The 23,631-nt window shown below is 60.1% G+C and carries 23 protein-coding genes; 16 read left to right on the top strand and 7 right to left on the bottom strand.

Annotated features, from left to right (window positions below; translation table 11 throughout):
* The first annotated feature begins 68 nt into the window (after positions 1 to 68).
* On the top strand, positions 69 to 1,016 hold the full coding sequence (gene bipL, locus BLW70_RS03665; RefSeq protein ID WP_074871768.1) for a phospholipase BipL: 948 nt from the start codon (positions 69 to 71) through the stop codon (positions 1,014 to 1,016).
* A gap of 105 nt (positions 1,017 to 1,121) precedes the next feature.
* On the opposite strand, the gene BLW70_RS03660 is transcribed toward bipL, so the two are convergent.
* The gene (locus BLW70_RS03660) at positions 1,122 to 1,853 is read right to left on the bottom strand and encodes a DUF2059 domain-containing protein (RefSeq protein WP_074871766.1); all 732 of its coding nucleotides are present in this window, start codon (positions 1,851 to 1,853) and stop codon (positions 1,122 to 1,124) included.
* Positions 1,854 to 1,961: 108 nt separating this feature from the next.
* Here BLW70_RS03660 and BLW70_RS03655 point away from each other — a divergent pair, with 108 nt between their 5' ends.
* Together BLW70_RS03655 and BLW70_RS03650 are read left to right on the top strand one after the other, a co-directional pair.
* Positions 1,962 to 2,594, top strand: coding sequence for a 2OG-Fe(II) oxygenase (locus BLW70_RS03655; RefSeq protein ID WP_074871765.1), 633 nt, complete (start codon positions 1,962 to 1,964; stop codon positions 2,592 to 2,594).
* 2 nt (positions 2,595 to 2,596) lie between these two features.
* Positions 2,597 to 3,082: a 2-thiouracil desulfurase family protein gene (locus tag BLW70_RS03650; RefSeq protein WP_074871764.1), complete on the top strand. Its 486-nt coding sequence runs from the start codon at positions 2,597 to 2,599 to the stop codon at positions 3,080 to 3,082.
* 128 nt (positions 3,083 to 3,210) lie between these two features.
* On the opposite strand, the gene BLW70_RS03645 is transcribed toward BLW70_RS03650, so the two are convergent.
* The gene (locus BLW70_RS03645; protein ID WP_074871762.1) at positions 3,211 to 3,795 is read right to left on the bottom strand and encodes a transporter substrate-binding domain-containing protein; all 585 of its coding nucleotides are present in this window, start codon (positions 3,793 to 3,795) and stop codon (positions 3,211 to 3,213) included.
* Between the two features lie 135 nt (positions 3,796 to 3,930).
* Here BLW70_RS03645 and BLW70_RS03640 point away from each other — a divergent pair, with 135 nt between their 5' ends.
* A complete protein-coding gene (locus BLW70_RS03640) occupies positions 3,931 to 4,356 on the top strand; it encodes a DUF4399 domain-containing protein (RefSeq protein WP_008150497.1) in 426 nt (141 codons plus the stop codon).
* A 63-nt stretch (positions 4,357 to 4,419) separates the two neighbouring features.
* On the opposite strand, the gene serA is transcribed toward BLW70_RS03640, so the two are convergent.
* Complete coding sequence (serA, locus tag BLW70_RS03635) at positions 4,420 to 5,649, bottom strand: phosphoglycerate dehydrogenase (protein ID WP_074871760.1); 1,230 nt, start codon at positions 5,647 to 5,649, stop codon at positions 4,420 to 4,422.
* A gap of 204 nt (positions 5,650 to 5,853) precedes the next feature.
* Between serA and BLW70_RS03625 the strand changes: the two genes are divergently transcribed.
* The 4 genes from BLW70_RS03625 (at position 5,854) to BLW70_RS03610 (ending at position 10,209) form a co-directional block, all read left to right on the top strand.
* Positions 5,854 to 7,248, top strand: a complete 1,395-nt coding sequence (locus tag BLW70_RS03625) for an FAD-binding oxidoreductase (RefSeq protein ID WP_074871758.1) — start codon at positions 5,854 to 5,856, stop codon at positions 7,246 to 7,248.
* Between the two features lie 36 nt (positions 7,249 to 7,284).
* Positions 7,285 to 7,950 (top strand): fumarylacetoacetate hydrolase family protein, encoded by a 666-nt coding sequence (locus BLW70_RS03620; RefSeq protein ID WP_074871756.1) that lies wholly within the window; start codon positions 7,285 to 7,287, stop codon positions 7,948 to 7,950.
* Between the two features lie 281 nt (positions 7,951 to 8,231).
* Positions 8,232 to 9,161 (top strand): SdiA-regulated domain-containing protein, encoded by a 930-nt coding sequence (locus tag BLW70_RS03615; RefSeq protein ID WP_074871755.1) that lies wholly within the window; start codon positions 8,232 to 8,234, stop codon positions 9,159 to 9,161.
* 130 nt (positions 9,162 to 9,291) lie between these two features.
* On the top strand, positions 9,292 to 10,209 hold the full coding sequence (locus BLW70_RS03610) for an SdiA-regulated domain-containing protein (RefSeq protein ID WP_074871753.1): 918 nt from the start codon (positions 9,292 to 9,294) through the stop codon (positions 10,207 to 10,209).
* A gap of 123 nt (positions 10,210 to 10,332) precedes the next feature.
* On the opposite strand, the gene rpiA is transcribed toward BLW70_RS03610, so the two are convergent.
* On the bottom strand, positions 10,333 to 11,007 hold the full coding sequence (gene rpiA / locus BLW70_RS03605; RefSeq protein ID WP_074871751.1) for a ribose-5-phosphate isomerase RpiA: 675 nt from the start codon (positions 11,005 to 11,007) through the stop codon (positions 10,333 to 10,335).
* Between the two features lie 339 nt (positions 11,008 to 11,346).
* Between rpiA and ilvA the strand changes: the two genes are divergently transcribed.
* Positions 11,347 to 12,861, top strand: coding sequence for a threonine ammonia-lyase, biosynthetic (ilvA, locus tag BLW70_RS03600; RefSeq protein ID WP_074871749.1), 1,515 nt, complete (start codon positions 11,347 to 11,349; stop codon positions 12,859 to 12,861).
* Between the two features lie 39 nt (positions 12,862 to 12,900).
* A complete protein-coding gene (locus BLW70_RS03595) occupies positions 12,901 to 13,329 on the top strand; it encodes a DUF2269 domain-containing protein (protein WP_074871748.1) in 429 nt (142 codons plus the stop codon).
* 119 nt (positions 13,330 to 13,448) lie between these two features.
* On the opposite strand, the gene BLW70_RS03590 is transcribed toward BLW70_RS03595, so the two are convergent.
* Positions 13,449 to 14,105 (bottom strand): histidinol-phosphatase, encoded by a 657-nt coding sequence (locus BLW70_RS03590; RefSeq protein ID WP_074871746.1) that lies wholly within the window; start codon positions 14,103 to 14,105, stop codon positions 13,449 to 13,451.
* Positions 14,106 to 14,248: 143 nt separating this feature from the next.
* On the opposite strand from BLW70_RS03590, the gene BLW70_RS03585 reads away from it, so the two are divergent.
* Both BLW70_RS03585 and ptsP read left to right on the top strand, forming a co-directional pair.
* Positions 14,249 to 14,728 carry an RNA pyrophosphohydrolase gene (locus BLW70_RS03585; protein WP_008150514.1) on the top strand — a complete coding sequence of 160 codons (480 nt, stop codon included), beginning with the start codon at positions 14,249 to 14,251 and terminating at the stop codon, positions 14,726 to 14,728.
* A 22-nt stretch (positions 14,729 to 14,750) separates the two neighbouring features.
* Positions 14,751 to 17,030 (top strand): phosphoenolpyruvate--protein phosphotransferase, encoded by a 2,280-nt coding sequence (gene ptsP / locus BLW70_RS03580; protein WP_074871745.1) that lies wholly within the window; start codon positions 14,751 to 14,753, stop codon positions 17,028 to 17,030.
* Positions 17,031 to 17,204: 174 nt separating this feature from the next.
* Here ptsP and BLW70_RS03575 read toward each other — a convergent pair whose 3' ends face one another.
* Entirely contained in the window at positions 17,205 to 17,936 is a 732-nt protein-coding gene (locus BLW70_RS03575) for an NRDE family protein (RefSeq protein ID WP_074871743.1), read from the bottom strand.
* Between the two features lie 134 nt (positions 17,937 to 18,070).
* On the opposite strand from BLW70_RS03575, the gene BLW70_RS03570 reads away from it, so the two are divergent.
* From BLW70_RS03570 to BLW70_RS03560, 3 genes are all read left to right on the top strand, one after another.
* A complete protein-coding gene (locus BLW70_RS03570) occupies positions 18,071 to 18,853 on the top strand; it encodes a sulfite exporter TauE/SafE family protein (protein ID WP_074880394.1) in 783 nt (260 codons plus the stop codon).
* Positions 18,854 to 18,935: 82 nt separating this feature from the next.
* On the top strand, positions 18,936 to 19,742 hold the full coding sequence (gene lgt / locus BLW70_RS03565; RefSeq protein ID WP_074871742.1) for a prolipoprotein diacylglyceryl transferase: 807 nt from the start codon (positions 18,936 to 18,938) through the stop codon (positions 19,740 to 19,742).
* A 48-nt stretch (positions 19,743 to 19,790) separates the two neighbouring features.
* Positions 19,791 to 20,762: a thymidylate synthase gene (locus BLW70_RS03560; RefSeq protein ID WP_033060541.1), complete on the top strand. Its 972-nt coding sequence runs from the start codon at positions 19,791 to 19,793 to the stop codon at positions 20,760 to 20,762.
* Between the two features lie 47 nt (positions 20,763 to 20,809).
* Here the strand turns inward: BLW70_RS03560 and cadR are convergent, their stop codons facing one another.
* A complete protein-coding gene (cadR, locus tag BLW70_RS03555) occupies positions 20,810 to 21,259 on the bottom strand; it encodes a Cd(II)/Pb(II)-responsive transcriptional regulator (RefSeq protein WP_074871740.1) in 450 nt (149 codons plus the stop codon).
* Positions 21,260 to 21,344: 85 nt separating this feature from the next.
* On the opposite strand from cadR, the gene BLW70_RS03550 reads away from it, so the two are divergent.
* Positions 21,345 to 23,630 (top strand): heavy metal translocating P-type ATPase, encoded by a 2,286-nt coding sequence (locus BLW70_RS03550; RefSeq protein WP_074871738.1) that lies wholly within the window; start codon positions 21,345 to 21,347, stop codon positions 23,628 to 23,630.
* Position 23,631 lies beyond the last annotated feature (1 nt).

The raw sequence follows: 23,631 nt of genomic DNA, 5'->3' as shown, positions 1-23,631 counted from the left end.
TGCCATGCTTGCCCCAACAGATGAATATCGCAGGCCCATAAAGTCTGTTTCGCGTTCTGGAATTGCTCATGTCTGCCACTTTCGACCCCGATCATCTGCGTGCCAGCCTGCGGCCGCTGGCCGACTGGCAGCCGCTGTCGGTAGAGGCGCTGGCTTACCAGCGTTTCTACGGGCTGGATTTTGCGGGGCGCAACGTGCGCAGTGGCCTTGGGCGTTTTGCGGTCGATGGTTATGAAGTGGTCAGCCAGGTCTGGTGGCCCGAGCGGGCGAAGGCGACGCTGTTTTTGTTCCACGGTTATTACGATCACACGGGGCTTTACCGGCATGTGATCGAGTGGGCGCTGGAGCAGGATTTTGCGGTGATTGCCTGCGACCTGCCGGGACACGGGCTGTCCAGTGGCGAACGGGCCAGCATCAAGGATTTCACCGAGTATCAGGACACGCTGCAAGGGTTGTTCACCGAGGCGCAATCTCTCGATCTGCCGCAGCCGTGGCACCTGTGCGGGCAAAGCACGGGTGGCGCGATCGTGATCGATCATGTGCTCAATCAGGGGGCCAGCAGTCCGGCCCAGGGCCAGGTCATCTTGCTGTCACCGTTGGTAAGGCCGCGGGCCTGGGGCTGGTCGCAGCTCAGTTATTACCTGCTCAAACCTTTCGTCAAAGCCATCGCCCGGCGCTTCAGCGAGAACTCCAACGACCCGGATTTTTTGCCCTTCCTGCAAGCGGACCCGTTGCAACCGCTCCGTTTGCCGACTGCCTGGGTCGGTGCGCTGGCGCGCTGGATCAAGCACATCGAAGCCGCACCGTACAGCATGCGGCGACCGCTGATTGTGCAGGGGCAGGCGGACATGACCGTGGACTGGGAGCATAACCTTGAAGTGTTGCGGGGCAAGTTCGATCGGCCGCAAGTGCTGATGTTGCCTGAGGCACGGCATCACCTGGCGAATGAAACGATGGCGTTGCGGCGGGAGTATTTCGGGTTTTTGACCAAGCGGATCAAGGGGCGGAATCTTTAGCGTCTGTGCTGGCCTCTTCGCGAGCAGGCTCGCTCCCACATGTGAACAACTCGCTCACTGTGGGAGCGAGCCTGCTCGCGATAACGATTTATCAGGCGCTAAACATTACTGCCCAACCGCCAACCCCGCGCGAATCGCCGCCAAGGCTGCCTGGTAATAAGCCTTGCCCTCGGCGGACTCGGCGAAGGTCGCGAATTCTTCCAGTTCTTCATCCGACAGGTCGCGATAGACATACAACAGCGTGTTGTTCAGGTCGTTGCCGATCTGCTCCATCAAGCGCTGACGCTGACCATTCAACATGCCTTGAGCCTGACCGCCGCCGAGCAGGCCGGGGATCATCGAACTGAGGCTGTCGGCCGCGACGCCGGCGATCGCCAGGCTGACTTCCGCGCCGGCTTCGCGAGCGGGCAAGGCCTGGGCCAGATGGCCGATGATCAGCATGCGGGTGTCGCTGGCCTGGATCTTGGGCAAGCCCTTGGCGTTTTTTGCCAACTGATCGCGACGGGTCGCAAGCAATTCGGCGGCCACGATTTTCTTGCCCAAGGGTGACTGAAAGAATGTCAGCGCAGGTTTCGGATCGGCGAGGGCCTTGCGCAATTGCGCTTCGGCGCGCTGGTCCACGGCCTGGGGGGCAAAGCGCTGATTGCTGTTATTCACCAGCGCCTGGAACACTGCCGGCGGCAGGCTGTTCTGGTACCGCTGCTGAGCGGCCGAGAGAGCGTCGTTGAAATGCGCGCGTTGTTCTGGCCAACCGGCGACCTTGTACAGCTGGTCGTGGCCGTCTGCCCAAGCGGGCAATACACAGAACATCAACAGTGAAAAAAGCAAACGGCGCATAGGGACTCCTGTCAGCAGGCGACTATTCTCCGTGTGGCATTCGTCCTTGTCGAGAATTCGTATCAACCCGCTGCGCGGCTCTGTCGGATTTTCAGGCACAGGAATACTATGCGCGGCATGCGAATACCCTCTGATCACCCGCTGCTGTTACGTATCGTCGACGACCTGGCCGAGCACGGCTGGTCGCAGCAGCATATTTTCCTTCCTCTGGGTCTGACCCGGGAACTGGCGGCTGAGTGCCGTAAACGTGCTGCCGAGGGCGAATTGGCCCCGGCCGCCGTAGGGCGCGGGGCGACATCCGAAGTTCGCGAGGGGATTCGCGGCGACCATATCCAGTGGATCGAGCGCGGCCAGGCGTTGGCGTGTGACAGTTATCTGGATTTGATGGACAGCCTGCGCGAGGCGATGAATCGCGGTTTGTTTCTGGGGCTGGAAGATTTCGAAAGCCATTTCGCGCTGTACCCGCCCGGCGCGTTCTACCTCAAGCATGTCGACCGCTTCCGCGACGACGACCGGCGCATGGTGTCGGCGGTGGTCTATCTCAACGACGCCTGGCTGCCCGAACACGGCGGCCAGTTGCGCATGTACCTCGATGAAAGCGTCGAACATGATGTGGTGCCCGCAGGTGGTTGCCTGGTGGTGTTCCTGTCGGGTGAAGTACCCCATGAAGTCCTGCCCGCGACCCGCGATCGCCTGTCGTTGACCGGCTGGTTCCGGCGCCGTGGCAACGAGCCGTTCTGATTATGCAAAAGATTCTGGTAAGCCGCTGTCTGCTGGGCCACCGCGTACGTTACGACGGCGGGGCGAGTGGGCCGTTCGATCAGCTTCAGCAGTGGCTTGATGAAGGTCGGGTGGTGCCGTTGTGTCCGGAGGTGGCCGGTGGCTTGCCGACGCCAAGGGCAGCGGCCGAGATTCCGGGCGGGCAGGGTGGTGAAGTGCTGGATGGCCACGCCTCAGTGATCACCACCGAGGGCGACGACGTCAGCGCCGAGTTTCTCTCGGGGGCTTTTCAGGCGTTGGAACTGGTGCAAAAGCACGGCATCCGCATTGCCGTGCTCAAGGCCAACAGCCCGTCTTGCGGGAATCTGTTGACCTACGACGGGACGTTCAGTGGGGTGAAGGTGAGTGGCGAGGGCGTGACTGCCGCATTGCTCAAGCGCAATGGGGTTCAGGTCTTCAGCGAAATCGAGTTGCTACAAGCGGCGCAGGCCCTGGCAACACTCGACTGAGAACCTACACAAAACCACTGTGGGAGTGAGCCTGCTCGCGAAGGCGATATGTCTGGCAGCCTAATGTCGACTGATACACCGCTTTCGCGAGCAGGCTCGCTCCCACAGGGTTACTCATCAGCCTGAAATCAGGGTTTCGGCGCCACGCTCGCATCCGCTCCCAACCACTTCTGTTCCAGTGCCTCCAGTCGCCCATCCGCCTTGATCCGCTGCAGGGCGTTCTCCAGGCTGGCATGAAATGCCGGGTTGCCCTTCTGAAACGGAATCGCCAGGTTAACCGGCGATGTGTCTTTTGGTTTCTCTTGCGTCAGCGACTGCACCAGCAAAATCGAACGTGGCTCTTCCTTCTGCGCGATCAATTGCGGGTTGGTCTGAACGTAAGGCTCGCTGAAATCGAAACGATCCTTGAGGTCCGGGGTCACTGCTATGTGGTTGATGGCGATGTCGTATTTACCGCTTTCGACACCGGCCAGCAGATCGTTGGAATCGGTAATGACGAAGTCGGCCCGCACATCCAGCTCATTGGCCAGCATTTGCCCCAACTCGACTTCAAAACCCGAGAGTTGGCCGTCTTCCTTGAAATTGAAGGGCGGTGTATTAGCCTCAATGGCAATACGCAATTCGCCGCGGTCGTTTACGTCGTCAATCAGTTCGGCATGAACCAAAGGGCTCAGAAGGGGTAGCAGGCAGATCAGGCCAGGCAAAAAGCGCATGGTCACTCCTTTGAGTTCATTATTGCGATGCTCTGATTCAGGCTCGCTTTGCTATGGTTGTCGAGTGCCTTCGACAACGATTGGCCGTGAAGTTGTCATGGCCACACGGATTTTACGAAAAAACTGGAGAAGAAAATGAAAACCTTTATGTCACGTGCAGCATTGGCTGGCCTGTTGATGGGGGCTTCGATGCTGGCAACGGCGGCTACACCGGCTCCAAAAGGTGCAGAAGTATCCATCGTTTCTCCTGCGGATGGCGCCACGGTTCCGCAGACCGTTGTCGTCAAGTTCGCTGTCGAGAACATTGCGCTGGCACCAGCGGGCGATGTCACCAAGAACACCGGCCATCACCATTTGCTGATCGACGTCGACAAACTGCCAGCTGCTGGCGCCCCGATTCCGAATGATGCCAACCATTTGCACTTCGGCAAGGCGCAGACCCAGGCCGAAATCAAGCTGACACCGGGCAAGCACACCTTGCAGCTGGAACTGGGCGATAGCGGCCACATGCCGTTCGATCCGCCGATCGTCTCGGAAAAAATTACCGTCAACGTTAAGTAACGTTAGTCGCGCCCATGAAAAAGGAGACCCGAAGGTCTCCTTTTTTTGTCGCTCAAGTCACTATCAGAACAACACGCGGCAACGAATGGTGCCGTTGATGTGCTGCAGCTTCTCTTGCGCCATTTCCGAGTATTCGGCGTCGACATCGATCACGACGTAGCCGACTTTCTCGTTGGTCTGCAGGAACTGACCGGAAATGTTGATGCCGTTTTCGGCGAAGACCTTGTTGATCTCGCTCATCACACCCGGAATGTTTTCGTGGATGTGCAGCAGACGGTGCTTGCCAGGGTGAGCCGGCAGGGCCACTTCCGGGAAGTTCACCGACGATACCGAGGTACCGTTGTCGCTGTACTTGACCAGTTTTTCCGCCACTTCCAGACCGATGTTGGCTTGCGCCTCAGCGGTGGAACCGCCGATGTGCGGGGTCAGGATCACGTTGTCCAGGCCACGCAGCGGGCTTTCGAACTCTTCTTCGTTGGAGCGTGGCTCCACCGGGAAGACGTCGATGGCCGCGCCGATCAGGTGCTTGTCCTTGATCGCGTCCGCCAGGGCTTGCAGTTCAACTACAGTGCCGCGAGCCGCGTTGATCAGGATGCCGCCCTTCTTGATGGCGCGGATTTCCTTCTCGCCGATCATCCACTGGGTCGCCGCGGTTTCCGGAACGTGCAGGGTGACGATGTCGGACATGCCCAGCAGCTCGTGCAGGTTGCCGACCTGAGTGGCGTTGCCCAATGGCAGCTTGGTCACGGTGTCGTAGAAGCACACCTGCATGCCCAGGCCTTCAGCCAGGACCGACAGTTGAGTACCGATCGAGCCGTAACCGACGATGCCGAGCTTCTTGCCACGGATCTCGAAGGAGTTGGCAGCGCTCTTGATCCAGCCGCCACGGTGGCAGGAAGCGTTCTTCTCAGGGATGCCGCGCAGCAACAGGATCGCTTCGGCCAGCACCAGCTCGGCAACGGAGCGAGTGTTGGAGTACGGAGCGTTGAACACGGCGATGCCGCGTTCGCGGGCAGCGTTAAGGTCGACCTGGTTGGTGCCGATGCAGAAACAGCCGACAGCGACCAGTTTCTTCGCGTGATCGAAGATCTCTTCGGTCAGTTGAGTGCGCGAGCGAATGCCGATGAAGTGCGCATCAGCGATCTTTTCCTTCAGCTGGGCTTCCGGCAGAGAACCTGTGAGGTACTCGATGCTGGTGTAGCCCGCCGACTTGAGGACGTCGACAGCCGATTGGTGGACGCCTTCGAGAAGAAGGAACTTGATCTTGCTCTTATCGAGAGAAGTCTTGCTCATCTGCGTAAACCTGTATCCCGGAGAAAAATGGCAGGAAATAGCCAGCAGACGCTGACCCGAACGGCAAGAATGCCGTTACCGCAGAATAGCCGTTGGGCACTACCCTGCGGGGTCGGTATGCTAGCATACGCACCCCGCTAAACACTCATTCCTGCGACGTGAAGCGTTCTCAGGATGACCATGAATTGTTCGAGAGTTCTGTCGATGACCAATCCTGCCCTGATTGAAGAGCTGAAGACCCTGGTTGAGCCTGGCAAGGTGCTGACCGATGCCGACTCCCTGAATGCTTACGGTAAGGATTGGACCAAGCATTTCGCCCCGGCCCCGACCGCCATCGTGTTCCCCAAGACCACCGGGCAGGTCCAGGCCATCGTCCGTTGGGCCAATGAGCACAAGGTTGCGCTGGTGCCGTCCGGCGGTCGTACCGGGCTGTCCGCCGCTGCCGTGGCTGCCAATGGCGAAGTCGTCGTGTCCTTCGACTACATGAACCAGATTCTCGACGTCAACCTGACTGACCGCACTGCGGTCTGCCAGCCGGGCGTGGTCACCGAACACCTGCAGAACGTCGCCGAAGAAAAAGGCCTGTACTACCCGGTGGATTTCGCTTCGGCAGGTTCCAGCCAGATTGGCGGCAATATCGGCACCAATGCCGGCGGGATCAAGGTCATTCGCTACGGCATGACCCGAAACTGGGTCGCTGGCATGAAAGTGGTCACCGGCAAGGGCGATCTGCTGGAACTGAACAAAGACCTGATCAAGAACGCCACCGGTTACGACCTGCGCCAGCTGTTCATTGGCGCTGAAGGCACCCTCGGTTTTGTGGTCGAAGCCACCATGCGTCTGGACCGCGCGCCGAAAAACCTCACCGCGATGGTCCTCGGTACTACCGATTTCGACTCGATCATGCCGGTGCTGCACGCGTTCCAGAGCAAGCTCGACCTGACCGCGTTCGAATTCTTCTCCGATAAAGCCTTGGCCAAGGTCATGGGCCGGGGCGACGTACCCGCGCCCTTCGAAACAGATTGCCCGTTCTACGCGCTGCTGGAATTCGAAGCGACCACCGAAGAAGTGGCCAACCACGCCCTGGAAACCTTCGAGCACTGCGTTGAGCAGGGCTGGGTGCTGGACGGCGTGATGAGCCAGAGCGAAACCCAGCTGCAGAACCTCTGGAAGCTGCGCGAATACATCTCCGAAACCATTTCCCACTGGACGCCGTATAAGAACGACATTTCGGTCACTGTGTCGAAAGTCCCGGCGTTCCTGAAGGAAATCGACGCGATCGTCGGCGAACACTACCCGGATTTCGAAATCGTCTGGTTCGGCCACATCGGTGACGGCAACCTGCACCTGAACATCCTCAAGCCGGAAAACCTGAGCAAGGACGAGTTCTTCGCCAAGTGCGCGACCGTCAACAAGTGGGTGTTCGAAACCGTCGAGAAGTACAACGGCTCGATTTCCGCCGAGCACGGCGTGGGCATGACCAAGCGTGATTACTTGACCTACAGCCGCTCGCCGGTTGAGATCGAGTACATGAAAGCGGTCAAAGCGGTGTTCGATCCGAACGGCATCATGAACCCGGGCAAGATTTTCGCTGTTTGACTTTTGAATTTAAAAGCTACGAAACAGGGGGCGGTAATGAGCTATCAGCACCAGTATGTCGACGGCACGCGTATTCACTTTCCGTTGGGGAAAGTGGTGTGCATCGGCCGTAACTACGCCGAACACGCCAAGGAACTGGACAACCCGGTGCCTACAGAACCGCTGTTGTTCATCAAGCCGGGCAGTTGCGTCGTGCCGCTGGAAGGTGGTTTCAGCATTCCGACCGAACGTGGTTCGGTGCATTACGAAGCGGAAATCGCGGTGTTGATCGGCAAGCCTTTGTCGACCAAACCGAGCCGTGAAGAAGTGCTGGATGCTATTTCTGGCTTCGCCCCGGCCCTGGACCTGACCCTGCGCGACAAGCAGGCCGAGCTGAAAGCCAAGGGCCTGCCGTGGGAAATCGCCAAGTCCTTCGACGGTGCGGCGGTGATTGCGCCATTCGTGTCCGGCAGCACATTCGCTGACCTGACCGACATCGGCATCCGCCTGACCATCAACGGCGAAGTGCGCCAGGACGGCAACAGCAGCGCGATGCTCAACCCGATCGTGCCGATGATCCAGCACATGGCCGGTTGCTTCTCGCTGCAGGCCGGTGACGTGATCCTCACGGGTACGCCGGTTGGCGTCGGTCCGCTGAATGTCGGTGACGAACTGGTACTGGAATTGCCAGGCGTCAGCCGTTTCACCAGCAGCGTCCGCTAGTCAGATCACCGCTGACCCCTGTGATGATCGTTCCCACGCTCTGCGTGGGAATGCCGCCATGGACGCTCCGCGTCCCGCTTCGAATGTGACGCGGAGCGTCACGGGATGCATTCCCACGCGGAGCGTGGGAACGATCATCAGGCTGGGGTGCCCGCAAAGGGCTTTACCGCCATTTCCCGTTTTTTTCACATATCTTCCGGATAATTCCAGGACTTGCGGCGTCTGAGCCGGTCCCACTTGTGCTATTACCCTTAGCCTGAATTTCTGGAACGCATCCCTCGATGGTCACCCAACCCCTGCCCAAGCTTAAAACTGCACGCCGTTCGCGCTTTGTCATGCGTTGGTATTCCTGGATTTTGCTGGTGGCCGCTGCCGCCTATGGCCTCGCGTTCGCGATGCATTGGGATGACCGAGGCGTGCTCTGGCTGCTGGAGCGTTTCGAAAGCCCCGCCGAACGCCAGGAAAGCACTTGGCTACCGGATTATCGGGCAGTGATCGATGCCAAGGTGCTGCCGGGCATGGAGAAGGACGAGGCGTCGGACCTGGCTTACGACCCTCAGTCAAAAACCCTGTTTTCGGTCATGGGCAATAAACCGTTCCTGGTCGAGCTGACGTTGCAAGGCGACGTGCTGCGCAAGATGCCGCTGGTGGGTTGGAGCAATCCGGAGGGGGTCACCGCCATGGGCAACGGTCTGCTGGCCATCGTCGATGAGCGCGACCACATGCTCTCCATCGTCAAGGTCGATGCCGATACCCGCGAGCTGAACATCGCCAACTTCCCGAAATACGACCTCGGTCCTTCGAAAGACCAGAACAAGGCGTTCGAAGCCATTGCCTGGGATTCGCGCAATCAGCAAATGTTGCTGGGTGTAGAACGTCCCCCGGCGTTGTTCACCTGGAAAAGCAACGACGGCCAGACACTCACCGGTGACAAGCAAAAACTCGCCAGTGACGAACTGGACATCCGCAACCTCTCGGCCCTGGCCATCGACCCGCGCACGGGCCATATGCTGGTGCTGTCTGCTGACTCGCACTTGTTGCTGGAGCTGGACGAGAAGGGCGAGCAGGTCAGCTTCATGACCTTGCTGAGCGGCTTCAATGGTTTGAACAAGACCATCCCTCGCGCCGAAGGCGTGACCATGGATGAAGCGGGCACGTTGTATCTGGTGAGCGAACCAAATCTGTTCTACCGCTTCGAAAAGCACAAATAAGCCCATCGTGAGGGTGGCGCGCGGCCGTCTGTTGGGGTACACCTGCGGGACCGCGGCCACTGGCCATTAAGCTTCAATTCAGACTGGCGTGGTATTTCATCCACCCGTTTTGATTCCGAGCTTTGCCCGAATGCGCCGACTTGCCCGCCCCAAACCCCTGATTCTGATTGTGTCGGTCATTGCGCTGATCGCTTTGGTTGCGGCCGGCCAGTACCTGCGCCTGTTCGAGCGCGCCTGGTTCAACCTGAACACCCTTTGGCAGCCCATGAACGGTCAGTCCATCGCTCTGGATCAGTACCAGGTAGCGGTCGAGGCGCGAGTCATTGTCGGGCTGGATGACGATGTGTCGGCGTTGACTTTCGATCCTGTGCGCAAAAGCCTGTTCACCGTCACCAACAAAAACTCAGAGCTGATCGAGCTGTCGCTGGACGGTCAGATTATTCGACGCATTGCGTTGGTCGGGTTTGGCGATCCGGAAGCCGTGGAATTCATCAGTGCCGACACCTACGTGATCACTGACGAGCGCGAGCAGCGGCTGATCAAGATTCATCTGGAAAACGACACAACGTTCCTCGACGCGGCGGATGCCGAGCAGATGACCCTTGGTGTACACATGAGCGGCAACAAGGGCTTCGAAGGCCTGGCTTACGACTCGGTGGGCAAGCGGTTGTTTGTCGCCAAGGAACGCGACCCGATGCTGATCTACGAAGTGCAGGGTTTTCCCCATTACAACCCGGAAAAATCCTACGCAGTGCACGTAGTGAACAACCCCAAGCGTGATGCCGGGATGTTCGTGACGGACCTGTCGAGCCTGCAATACGACGAGCGCAGCGGCCATCTGTTGGCGTTGTCGGATGAATCGCGGCTGATTCTGGAGCTTGATGTAGACGGGCGACCGCTGAGCACCATGTCATTGAGCAAGGGGCGTCAGGGGTTGCAGAAGACAGTGCCGCAAGCGGAAGGGATCGCCATGGATGACGACGGCACGATGTACCTGGTGAGCGAGCCGAACCTGTTCTACGTCTTCAAAAAACCGGCACAACCCTGACCAACACCCCAAATCTACTGTGGGAGCGAGCCTGCTCGCGATGAGGCCGTGTCAGTCGATCGAGATGTTGACTGAAAGACCGCTATCGCGAGCAGGCTCACTCCCACAGGTTTTGCGTATGTTTTATTTTGCGCGCAGGGTCTTCACGCCTTCGCTGGTGCCCAGCAGCAGCAAATCCGCCGGACGTGCGGCGAACAAACCGTTGGTGACCACGCCGACGATGGCGTTGATCTGCTTCTCCAGCTCCACCGGGTTGGTGATCTGCATGTTGAACACATCGAGGATGATGTTGCCGTTGTCGGTCAGCACGCCTTCGCGGTAAACCGGGTCGCCGCCCAGCTTCACCAGCTCGCGGGCCACGTGGCTGCGGGCCATCGGGATGACTTCTACCGGTAGCGGGAACGCACCGAGCACCGGCACCAGTTTGCTGGCGTCGGCGATGCAGATGAAGGTCTTGGCCACAGCCGCCACAATCTTCTCGCGGGTCAGGGCTGCGCCGCCGCCCTTGATCAGGTTCAGGTGCTCGTCGCTTTCGTCGGCGCCGTCGACGTAGAACTCCAGGTCGCTGACCGTGTTCAGCTCATACACCGGAATGCCGTGGCCCTTGAGGCGGGCGGCGGTGGCTTCGGAACTGGCGACCGCGCCGTCGAACGCGCCTTTGTGCTTGGCCAGTGCGTCGATGAAGCAGTTGGCGGTGGAGCCGGTGCCGACCCCGACGATGCTCTTGTCGTCGAGTTTCGGGAGGATGAAGTCGACGGCGGCCTGAGCCACTGCCTGTTTGAGTTGATCCTGGGTCATGCGGGCTCCGAAGTGCCGAAGAGGGAACGAAAGGCCGGCATTATAGGCTTCGCGATGGGGAAGGTCATTGCCGGTATGTCGAATGGTGGCGATGGGGCTTGCCTGTGGCGAGGGAGCTTGCTCCCGCTCGGCTGCGCAGCAGCCGTAAAAACCTGCCCGCGCGGTATGTCTGAAAGAATGCAGGGGGACCGCTTCGCGCTCCAACGGGAGCAAGCTCCCTCGCCACAATGGATCTCCAGCGCCAGTGAGCGGCTAAAACCACCTGTTTAGTGTGGTCGCTCAGGCGAAAGCCGGGTTAGACTCCTTGGCCCTGCCCAACCCGCTCAGTGATGCTTTCCGATGCTCGAACAGTACGTCAAAAAGATCCTCACCTCGCGCGTTTATGACGTTGCCGTAGAAACCCCATTGCAGACTGCCCGCCAGCTCTCCGAGCGGCTGGGCAACAGTATCTGGCTCAAGCGCGAAGACTTGCAGCCGGTGTTCTCGTTCAAGATTCGTGGCGCCTATAACAAGCTCACGCAGCTTTCCGATGAAGAACGCGCTCGCGGCGTGGTCACGGCTTCCGCGGGCAACCACGCCCAAGGCCTGGCCCTGGCGGCGAAAGTGTTGGGCGTGAAAGCGACCATCGTGATGCCCAAGACCACCCCGGAAATCAAAGTCGAAGGCGTGCGCTCACGTGGCGGCAAAGTGGTGCTGCACGGGGATTCGTTCCCCGAAGCCCTGGCCTACTCGCTGAAACTGGTCGACGAAAAAGGCTACGTCTACATCCACCCTTACGACGATCCCCACACCATTGCCGGGCAGGGCACGGTGGCCATGGAGATCCTGCGCCAGCACCCTGGCCGTCTGGACGCAATCTTCGTTCCGGTGGGCGGTGGCGGACTGATCGCCGGGATCGCGGCATACGTGAAGTACCTGCGGCCTGAAATCAAAATCATCGGCGTAGAGCCGGACGATTCCAACTGCCTGCAAGCCGCCATGGCCGCTGGTGAACGCGTGATCCTGCCGACCGTGGGCCTCTTCGCCGACGGCGTCGCTGTGGCGCAGATTGGTCAGCACACGTTCGACATCTGCAAAGATTATGTCGATGAAGTGATCACCGTCAGCACCGATGAAATCTGCGCGGCGATCAAGGACATCTACGACGATACCCGCTCGATCACCGAACCTGCCGGCGCCCTGGGCGTGGCCGGGATCAAGAAGTACGTCGAGCAGCGCGGTGTCACCGGGCATACCTTCGTGGCCATCGACTCCGGTGCCAACGTCAACTTCGACCGCCTGCGCCACGTCGCCGAGCGCGCCGAACTGGGCGAGGGCCGCGAAGCGATTATCGCCGTGACCATCCCCGAGAAACCGGGCAGCTTCAAGGCGTTCTGCGAGGCCATCGGCAAGCGCCAGATCACCGAATTCAACTATCGCTACAACACCGGCAGCGAGGCGCACATCTTCGTCGGCGTGCAGACGCACCCTGAAAACGATCCGCGCAGTGCGCTGCTTGCCAGCCTGACCGAGCAGGGTTTCCCGGTGCTCGACCTGACCGACAACGAACTCGCCAAGTTGCACATCCGCCACATGGTCGGCGGCCGTGCGGCGCATGTGGTGGATGAAGTGATTCTGCGCTTCGAATTCCCGGAGCGTCCGGGCGCGCTGTTCAACTTCCTCAACAAGCTTGGCGGGCGCTGGAACATTTCGATGTTCCATTACCGCAACCATGGCGCGGCGGATGGTCGTGTGGTCGCGGGCCTGCAAGTGCCTCATGAAGAACGTCATCTGGTGCCCGCAGCGCTGGAAGAAATCGGCTACCCGTACTGGGACGAAAGCGACAACCCGGCCTATCAGCTGTTTCTCGGCTGAGCGGCTACGCTGATGGCCAGGCCATAAGGAAATCGAACAATGGAAACGTTAACCGCCCTGAAAATCGCTCATATGGTGGCGACGGTGTTGCTGCTGGTCAGCGCGCTGGGTCTGGCGATCTGGGTCTGGCGCACGCGCCGTAACGGCGACGCAACGGCTCACACGCGCACGTTGCAGCGACCGTGGGTGTTTATCTGGCTGGTGATGGGGCTGGCGCTGCTGAGCATGCCGTTTACCGGCTGGTGGATGGTGCATCTGGTGGGCTGGCCGCTGGGGCAGATCTGGTTGTTGGCTTCCAGTGTGCTGTACACCGTCGCGGCGTTGGGCTGGTTCTGGTTGCTGGTGCGGCTGAATCGGCTGCGTAAAGCGCCGGCAGCGGGCACTGGGCGGTTTACCTTTGCCCTCGCACTGTTCAGTTTTGTCTGCTTTGTTGCCATTGCGGGGTTGATGGGGGCCAAGCCGGTTTAGCGCGAAATCTGTAGCAGCTGCCGAGGTACGAGGCTGCGTTGCGTGTCCGCAGGACCGCCCCCCGGGGCCGCTGCGCAGCCCAACGCAGCCTCGTACCTCGGCAGCTGCTACAGGCGATTTCAATCGCGCAACGAAATCACCGGCCAGCCACGCTTCTCGGCTTCAGCGCGCAAATTCGGGTCCGGATCGACCGCAACCGGATTGGCCACTTGCTCCAGCAGCGCGAAATCATTCATCGAGTCGCTGTAGAAATAGCTGTCCTCCAACGAATACCCGGTTTCTTCCAGCCAACGATTCAACCGCGTCACCTTGCCTTCCCGGAAGCACGGAACGTCGGTGCTGCGCCCGGTATAGCGGCCATCAACCATTTCACATTCGGTGGCGATCAGGGTTTCAACGCCCAGACGTGCTGCAATCGGCCCGGTAACAAAACGGTTGGTCGCGGTGATGATCACCAGTTTGTCGCCGGCCTCGCGGTGCTTGGCCAGCAGTTCGATAGCCTTGGGCAAGACAATCGGCTCAATGCAATCGCGCATGTAATCCAGGTGCCATTGATCCAGCGTGGCCATCTCGGTGCGGCCGAGGACTTCGAGGCAGAAGTTCAGGTAGGCATCGTTATCGAGCTTGCCGGCCAGGTAATCCTGATAGAACTCGTCGTTGCGTGCCTTGTAGGCAACGGCGTCGAGGAAGCCGCGCTCGCACAGGTAATCGCCCCAGGCGTGGTCACTGTCACCGCCCAAGAGCGTGTTGTCCAAGTCGAATAAAGCCAGCCGCATTGCAGTTACTCGCTGAAAAGTCTGTAGAAAGGCGTCCAGAATACGGACTTTTCACAAGAGTGCACATAAGGTAGACCGGCTCGTTGCTGCTATCACAACCTTTGTGGAACAATGCGGCGACATGCGTTTGCGAGGTTGTTGCCGTGATCGACCCCGATGGTTTCCGCCCCAATGTCGGGATCATTCTCACGAATGATGCCGGACAGGTGCTATGGGCTCGCCGTATCAATCAAGATGCCTGGCAGTTTCCACAGGGCGGGATCAACCCCCAGGAGACGCCGGAAGACGCCTTGTACCGCGAGTTGAACGAAGAAGTGGGTCTAGAGCGCGAAGATGTTGAAATTCTCGCCTGCACCCGGGGCTGGTTGCGCTATCGTTTGCCGCAACGTCTGGTCCGCACGCACAGCCAACCGCTGTGCATCGGCCAGAAACAGAAATGGTTTCTCCTGCGCCTGGTCTCCAACGAGCAGCGGGTGCGGATGGATTTGACCGGTAAACCGGAATTCGATGGCTGGCGCTGGGTCAGCTATTGGTATCCGTTGGGCCAGGTGGTGACATTCAAGCGCGAAGTGTATCGACGCGCTCTCAAAGAGCTTGCCCCGCGCCTTTTATCGCGCGACTGACGACGGAGTTCGACCCCGAGCCATGCTCAATACGCTGCGCAAGATCGTCCAGGAAGTTAACTCCGCCAAGGATCTCAAGGCGGCGTTGGGCATTATTGTATTGCGCGTCAAAGAGGCCATGGGCAGCCAGGTCTGCTCGGTCTACCTGCTTGACCCTGAGACCAACCGCTTCGTGCTGATGGCCACCGAGGGCTTGAACAAGCGCTCGATCGGCAAAGTCAGCATGGCACCCAACGAAGGTCTGGTTGGCCTGGTCGGCACGCGTGAAGAACCGCTGAACCTCGAAAACGCCGCGGATCACCCGCGCTACCGCTACTTCGCCGAAACCGGTGAAGAGCGTTATGCCTCGTTCCTCGGGGCGCCGATCATTCACCACCGCCGCGTTGTCGGCGTGTTGGTCATTCAGCAAAAAGAACGTCGCCAGTTCGACGAAGGTGAAGAAGCCTTCCTCGTGACCATGAGCGCGCAGCTCGCCGGCGTTATCGCCCACGCCGAGGCCACCGGTTCGATCCGCGGGCTGGGCCGTCAGGGCAAGGGCATCCAGGAAGCCAAGTTCATCGGCGTACCGGGTTCGCCGGGTGCGGCGGTCGGTACCGCGGTGGTCATGCTGCCGCCGGCCGACCTGGACGTGGTGCCGGACAAGACCATCACCGACATCGCGGCTGAGCTCGGGCTGTTCAAGACCGCCATCGAAGGCGTGCGCGCCGACATGCGCGCCTTGTCCGCCAAACTGGCCAACCAGTTGCGCCCGGAAGAGCGCGCGCTGTTCGATGTTTACCTGATGATGCTCGACGACGCGTCACTGGGTAGCGAAATCACTACCGTGATCAAGACTGGCCAGTGGGCCCAAGGCGCATTGCGTCAGGTGGTCGCCGAACACGTCAACCGTTTCGAATTGATGGACGACGCCTACCTGCGTGAGCGCGCCTCGGACGTCAAGGACCTCGGTCGGCGCTTGCTCGCCTACTTGCAGGAAGAGCGTCAGCAGACCCTGGTCTACCCCGACAACACCATTCTGATCAGCGAAGAACTGACGCCGGCAATGCTCGGCGAGGTGCCGGAAGGCAAACTGGTCGGCCTGGTGTCGGTACTCGGTTCCGGCAACTCTCACGTGGCGATCCTGGCACGCGCCATGGGTATCCCGACGGTGATGGGCCTGGTCGACTTGCCGTATTCCAAGGTCGACGGCATCCAGATGATCGTCGACGGCTACCACGGCGAGGTCTACACCAACCCCAGCGAAGTGCTGCGCAAGCAGTTCGCCGAAGTGGTCGAGGAAGAGAAGCAACTGGCCCTCGGGCTGGATGCACTGCGGGACTTGCCGTGCGTGACCCTCGATGGCCATCGCATGCCGCTGTGGGTCAATACCGGCCTGCTGGCGGATGTGGCGCGAGCGCAGAAGCGCGGAGCCGAAGGCGTCGGTCTGTACCGCACCGAAGTGCCGTTCATGATCAATCAGAGGTTCCCAAGCGAAAAGGAGCAGCTGGCGATCTATCGCGAGCAGCTCGCCGCCTTCCACCCGCAACCGGTGACGATGCGCAGCCTGGACATCGGCGGCGACAAATCGCTGTCGTACTTCCCGATCAAGGAAGACAACCCGTTCCTCGGCTGGCGCGGCATTCGCGTCACGCTCGACCACCCGGAAATCTTCCTGGTGCAGACCCGCGCCATGCTCAAGGCCAGCGAAGGCTTGAACAATCTGCGGATTCTGCTGCCGATGATCTCCGGCACTCACGAACTGGAAGAAGCCCTGCACCTGATTCACCGGGCCTGGGGCGAAGTCCGCGACGAAGGCTGTGACGTGCCTATGCCGCCGATCGGCGTGATGATCGAAATTCCGGCAGCGGTTTATCAGACCAAGGAACTGGCGCGGCAAGTAGACTTCCTGTCGGTCGGTTCCAACGACCTGACCCAGTACCTGTTGGCGGTGGATCGAAACAACCCGCGGGTAGCCGACCTCTACGACTATCTGCACCCGGCGGTGCTGCAAGCCCTTCAGAGCGTGGTGCGTGACGCGCATGCCGAAGGCAAGCCAGTGAGCATCTGCGGTGAGATGGCCGGTGACCCGGCGGCGGCGGTGCTGTTGATGGCGATGGGCTTCGACAGCCTGTCGATGAACGCCACCAACCTGCCGAAAGTGAAGTGGATGTTGCGTCAGATCAACCTGAGCAAGGCCAAGGAATTGCTCGCGGAGCTGATGACCATCGACAACCCGCAAGTTATCCACAGCTCGCTGCAATTGGCGCTGAAGAACCTTGGGTTGGCGCGGATGATTAATCCGGCTTCGGCCAAGACCCTCTAAAAGGCTGATGGCCTGTGGCGAGGGAGCTTGCTCCCGTTCGGCTGCGAAGCAGTCGTAATCCGGCCGATGCGATTTTTCTGAAAGAACGCATTGGCCGGATCGGGAGCGCTTCGCACTCCAGCGGGAGCAAGCTCCCTCGCCACAATTAATCGCCCGAGCTTCAAACCCTGACCTCTACCTCCCCAAATGCCCGCCATACGGCCCAAAACTCCGCTCGACCAAATGCCGCGTCCCATCCGCATGCACGATCAACGCCGTACTCGCTCGCGTCCCATAAGTCGGACTGGCAATAAACACACTCGACAGCAATGTCTCGGTGGCCAACCCGACCCCGGTATCCGGCAGTTCGGCAAAGGGTGCGGTCTGCGGATCATTCAGCAAGGCCAATAAAGCCTGGGGTTGCGGGTCGTCCAGCACTTCTTCCAGCGCCGCCCGCGCCTTGAGCAGTTTCGGCCATGGCGTATCCAGCCCGGCGTTCGACAACCCATAAACCCCCGGTGGCAGCATTACCGCCTCAGTCTCCCGGGCATTGAAGTGCCACAGTTCGTTGGCATTGCCAACCAGCAGGTTAAATCCGGAATATTCCAGCGAACGTGCAACAACGTCGCTCAAGTAGTCATCTATCGGCATATCCCCGCCAAGAAATCGCGCCACCAGCTCTCCTCGCGACTTGCGTGCGGGCGGTTGATGCGGATCGCGGATATTGGTCAGTGCGGCGAAGCGTCCATTGGCGCCAACACCGAGCCAGGTGCCGCCGGCCTCCAGGTCGCGACCGGCATACACCTGTGGTGCTTCGGGCCACTGCGCCAGCGGCAGGCTGGGCCGGGCATAGAATTCGTCGCGGTTGGCCGCCACGATCAGCGGCTGGGCGTGACCCGGTCGCCAAGCGAAAACAATCAGGCACATAAGGTGGTCCTTGTGTGTTTTTTGCTCACTCTACGCAGACATCGCTCATCGATCCATCGCCATCCACAGTGGAGCCAGAGGCCATGCTTCCGTTACCATGCCGCTCCTGATTCGGGATGCTTGGGGATGTGGCCATGGAATTTCTGCTCTATCTGGCGCTGGGCGCCTGTGCGGGCGTGCTGGCCGGGCTGTTCGGGGTAGGCGGCGGGATCATCATTGTCCCGGTGCTGGTGTTCAGTTTCACCTTGCAGGGATTTGATGCGTCGATCCTGACGCATCTGGCAGTCGGCACCTCCCTGGCGACCATCATATTTACCTCGATCAATGCGATCCGCGAACATCACCGTCGCGGTGCCGTGCGTTGGCCGATTTTTGCCTGGATGACCCTCGGCATTCTGATTGGTGCCGGTTTCGGCGCGCTGACGGCCGAAGCGATTTCCGGGCCTAATTTGCAGAAGATTATTGGTGTATTTGCGCTGATCATCGCCGTTCAACTCGCTTTGGACTTCAAACCCAAGGCCAGCCGAACGGTGCCGGGCAAAGTCGGTCTGACCGTGGCGGGCAGTGTGATTGGCTGGGCCTCGGCGATTTTCGGGATCGGCGGCGGTTCGTTGACCGTGCCGTTCCTGACCTGGCGCAGCGTGCCGATGCAGCAGGCGGTGGCCACTTCGTCGGCCTGTGGCCTGCCAATCGCCTTGGCCAGTGCATTAAGTTTCATGATTCTGGGGTGGCACGATCCGCTGCTGCCGGCCCATAGTCTCGGTTTTGTTTATTTGCCGGCGTTGCTGGGGATTGCCCTGACCAGCATGGTCTTCGCCCGCCTCGGTGCGCGACTGGCCCACTCGCTGTCGCCGCGCTTGCTGAAAAGACTGTTTGCCGCTTTGCTGTTTTGCGTCGGCTTGAGCTTCTTGCTCTGACGCGTAGCGCAATCCTGGCTTAATCCTGGCGTGACAGCGTCGCCCGGGAATTTGAAGGTTTCAACTCTAACGAGGAGTCGCAATGCTGCCTTACCCGCAGATTGACCCGGTGGCCTTGGCCATCGGTCCGCTGAAAATCCACTGGTACGGCTTGATGTACCTGATCGGCATCGGCGGCGCCTGGCTGCTGGCGTCGCGCCGGTTGAACCGCTTCGACCCGACCTGGAGTAAAGAGAAGCTCTCCGACATGGTGTTCTGGATGTCGATGGGGGTCATCGTCGGCGGCCGCTTGGGCTATGTGCTGTTCTACGATCTGAGTGCTTACATCGCCAATCCGTTGTTGATCTTTGAAGTGTGGAAGGGCGGCATGTCGTTCCACGGCGGGTTCATCGGCGTGATGCTGGCGGCGTTGTGGTTTGGTAAAAAGAACGGCAAGTCGTTCTTCCAGCTGATGGACTTCGTCGCACCGATGGTGCCGATCGGTCTGGGTGCCGGACGGATCGGCAACTTCATCAACGCCGAGTTGTGGGGCAAGGCCACCGATGTGCCGTGGGCAATGGTCTTCCCGACCGATCCGGCGCAACTGGCGCGCCACCCGTCGCAGCTGTATCAGTTCGCGCTCGAAGGCGTGGCGCTGTTCGCCATTCTCTGGTTGTTCTCGCGCAAGCCGCGGCCGACCATGGCGGTGTCCGGGATGTTCGCGCTGTTCTATGGCATCTTCCGTTTCATCGTCGAATTCGTCCGCGTACCGGACGCGCAACTGGGCTATCTGGCCTGGAACTGGCTGACCATGGGTCAGGTACTGTGCGTACCGATGATCCTCGGCGGTCTGTTCCTGATCTGGCTGGCGTATCGCCGTGCACCGGCGGCTCCAGCAGCGGTTGTATAAATTCGAACCCCGGGGCGACGGTCCCGGGTTCAAGGACACAGGTAACTCATGAAGCAATATCTCGAACTGGTCGCCCACGTCATCAAGAACGGCACCAAACAGGCCAACCGCACCGGCGTGAACACCATCAGCTTCCCTGGCGCGATGCTGCGTTATGACCTCAAGGAAGGTTTCCCGGCGATCACTACCCGCAAAATGGCCTTCAAATCGGCCATCGGCGAGATGTGCGGTTTTCTGCGCGGGGTGAACAACGCCGCCGAATTCCGTGCGCTGGGCTGCAAGGTCTGGGATCAGAACGCCAACGAAAACGCCCAGTGGCTGGCCAATCCGTTCCGTCAGGGCGAAGACGACCTTGGCGAGATCTACGGCGTGCAATGGCGCAAATGGCCGGCATACAAGCAGATCCCGGTCAGCAACCAGGCCGCCATCGAACAGACCCTGAGTCAGGGCTATCGCCAGATCGCCGAAGGCGAAGAAGACGGTCAAGCCTACGTGGTGCTGTACAAGGCGATCGACCAGATCCGCCAGTGCGTCGACACCATCATCAAGGACCCGGGCAGCCGCCGCATCCTGTTCCACGGCTGGAACGTGGCCCAGCTCGACGAAATGGCCCTGCCGCCGTGCCACTTGCTGTACCAGTTCCACCCGAATGTGGAGACCAAAGAGATCTCTTTGACTCTGTACATCCGCTCCAACGATTTGGGCCTGGGCACGCCGTTCAACCTTACCGAAGGCGCCGCGCTGCTGAGCCTGATCGGTCGCCTGACCGGTTACACGCCGCGCTGGTTCACCTATTTCATCGGTGATGCCCACGTCTATGAAAACCATTTGGACATGCTGAATGAACAGCTCAAGCGCGAGCCGTTCCCGATGCCGAAACTGGTGATCAGCGACCGTGTGCCGGAGTTCGCCAAGACCGGTGTTTATCAGCCGGAGTGGCTGGAGTTGATCGAGCCGAGCGATTTTTCGCTGGAAGGCTACGAACACCACGCCCCAATGACCGCGCCGATGGCGGTCTAGCCCCACCTGATCGTTCCCACGCAGAGCGTGGGAACGATCATCGGCTGCTAATGGCCGTGGCTGCGGCCGACATGGGAATGCTCAACCTCCGTCGCTACAACCCCGCCGCTGACCTCCAGCCGCTGCAAAATCCCGCACTGATCGATATCCGGCCCTTCGCTGCAACGTTGGCGCAGGTCGAGCAGTTGTGTCTGCAACGCCATCAACCCGTCGATCCGCGCCTTCACGTGATGAATGTGTTCGTCGATCAGCGCATTCACGCTTTCGCACTGATCCTGCGGACTGTCGCGCAGGGCCAGCAGGCTGCGGATTTCTTCCAGCGTCATGTCGAGGGTGCGGCAGTTGCGGATGAACGTCAGACGCTCGGCGTGGGCCTGGGTGTAGACGCGGTAGTTGCCGTCGCTGCGGGCCGGCTCTGGCAGGAGGTTTTCGCGCTCGTAATAGCGAATGGTTTCCACAGCGCAGTCGGTGAGTCTGGCCAGTTCTCCGATCTTCATGACGGCAATCTCCAAAAGGGTGCTTGACCCTATAGTGGCTACAGGGTCTTTACTTGGCAACAGGCACCTTTCCGGACGCGACCCAATGAGCGATTCCCTTCACACGCACAAACCCGAGGCTGATCACGATCACGATCACGATCACGATCACGATCACAGCCACAAGCTGCAGCCTGTACAGAAGCATGAGCATGGCAGCCACGGGGATTCCTGCTGTTCCGCCAAAGTGGCGGCACCGTCGCTGATCAAGTTGAGCGAAACCCCAACGGCCGGTGCGCGACTGAGCAATTTCCGCATCGACGCCATGGATTGTCCGACCGAGCAGACGCTGATCGAGAACAAACTCGGCAAACTCTCGGGCGTGCAGCAACTGGAATTCAACCTGATCAACCGCGTGTTGGGCGTCACCCATGACCTGCCGAGCACTGCGCCGATCATCGACGCGATCAAGTCCCTCGGCATGCTGGCCGAGCCGCTGGAGCAGGGCGTTGAACCGCCAGCGCCGGCGCCCGAGAAAAAGCACTGGTGGCCCTTGGCGCTGTCGGGTGTTGGCGCCCTGATCGCCGAAGTTATCCACTTCACCAACGCTGCGCCGAACTGGGTGGTGGCGGTCATCGCGCTGATCTCGATCCTCAGCGGCGGCCTCGGCACCTATAAAAAGGGCTGGATCGCACTTAAAAACCTCAACCTGAACATCAACGCGCTGATGAGCATCGCAGTGACTGGCGCGATCCTGATCGGTCAGTGGCCGGAAGCGGCGATGGTGATGTTCCTGTTCACCGTTGCCGAATTGATCGAGGCCAAGTCTTTGGACCGGGCGCGCAACGCCATCAGTGGCCTGATGCAGATGACCCCGGAACAGGCCACGGTGCAGCAGGCCGACGGCAGTTGGGTCTTGCAGCCTGTCAAAGCCATCGAGTTGGGTGCGCGGGTGCGGGTGCGTCCCGGTGAGCGAATCGGTCTGGACGGTGAAGTGGTGTCGGGCAGTTCGACCATCGATCAGGCGCCGATCACCGGCGAAAGCCTGCCGGTGGAGAAGACCATCGGCGATAAAGTCTTCGCCGGCACCATCAATCAGGCCGGTTCCCTTGAGTACTCGGTCACTGCGGCGGCCAACAACTCGACCCTGGCGCGGATCATCCACGCCGTGGAACAGGCCCAGGGCGCGCGGGCGCCGACCCAGCGTTTCGTCGACAGCTTCTCGAAAATCTACACCCCGGCGGTGTTCATCCTGGCTCTCGCGGTGGCGGTGATTCCGCCACTGTTTATGGGGGCACTGTGGTTTGACTGGATCTACCGGGCGTTGGTGTTGTTAGTGGTCGCCTGCCCATGCGCGCTGGTGATTTCTACGCCAGTGACCATCGTCAGCGGCCTCGCGGCGGCGGCGCGCAAAGGCATTCTGGTGAAGGGCGGCGTCTATCTGGAGGGCGGCTACAAACTCGATTACCTGGCGTTGGACAAGACCGGCACGATCACCCACGGCAAACCGGTGCAGACCGATTACCTGTCGCTTGATCCGACGGCGGACGAATCAGCCCCGGCGATTGCCGCAGCGCTCGCCGGTCGCTCCGATCACCCGGTATCCCTGGCCATTGCTAACGCGGCTGTGGATAAACAATTCGCTCCGCTGATTGTGGATAACTTCGAGGCGCTGGCCGGTCGCGGTGTACGCGGCGAAATCAACGGTCAGGTTTATCACTTGGGTAATCACCGTTTAGTGGAAGAACTGAACCTGTGCTCGCCTGAACTGGAGGAAAAGCTGTTCGCGCTGGAGCAACAGGGCAAGTCCGTGGTGTTGCTGCTCGACAAATCCGGCCCGCTGGCGCTGTTCGCCGTGGCTGACACCGTGAAAGAGTCCAGCCGCGAGGCGATCCAGCAATTGCACGCGCTGGGCATCAAAACCCTGATGCTCACCGGCGACAACGTCCACACCGCTCAGGCGATTGCCGCGCAAGTCGGCATCGACGAGGCCAGGGGCGATCTGCTGCCGACCGACAAACTGCAAGCCATCGATGACCTTTATGCTCGGGGCCATAACGTTGGCATGGTCGGCGACGGCATCAACGACGCTCCGGCGCTGGCGCGCGCCGAGATCGGTTTTGCCATGGCGGCAGCGGGCACCGATACCGCCATCGAGACCGCCGATGTCGCCCTGATGGACGACGATCTGCGCAAGATCCCGACCTTCATTCGCCTGTCACGGCAAACCTCAAGCATCCTCAAACAGAACATTGCCTTGGCATTGGTCATCAAAGCGATCTTTCTTGGGGTAACCTTCGCCGGGATCGCCACCATGTGGATGGCGGTGTTCGCCGACATGGGTGTGAGCCTGTTGGTGGTGTTCAACGGTTTGCGCCTGTTGCGCAAATAAG

Origin of the sequence: Pseudomonas frederiksbergensis (assembly GCF_900105495.1) — a bacterium.
GTDB classification, from domain to species: Bacteria; Pseudomonadota; Gammaproteobacteria; order Pseudomonadales; family Pseudomonadaceae; genus Aquipseudomonas; species Aquipseudomonas frederiksbergensis.
This window is presented reverse-complemented; position numbering and strand designations above follow the sequence as displayed.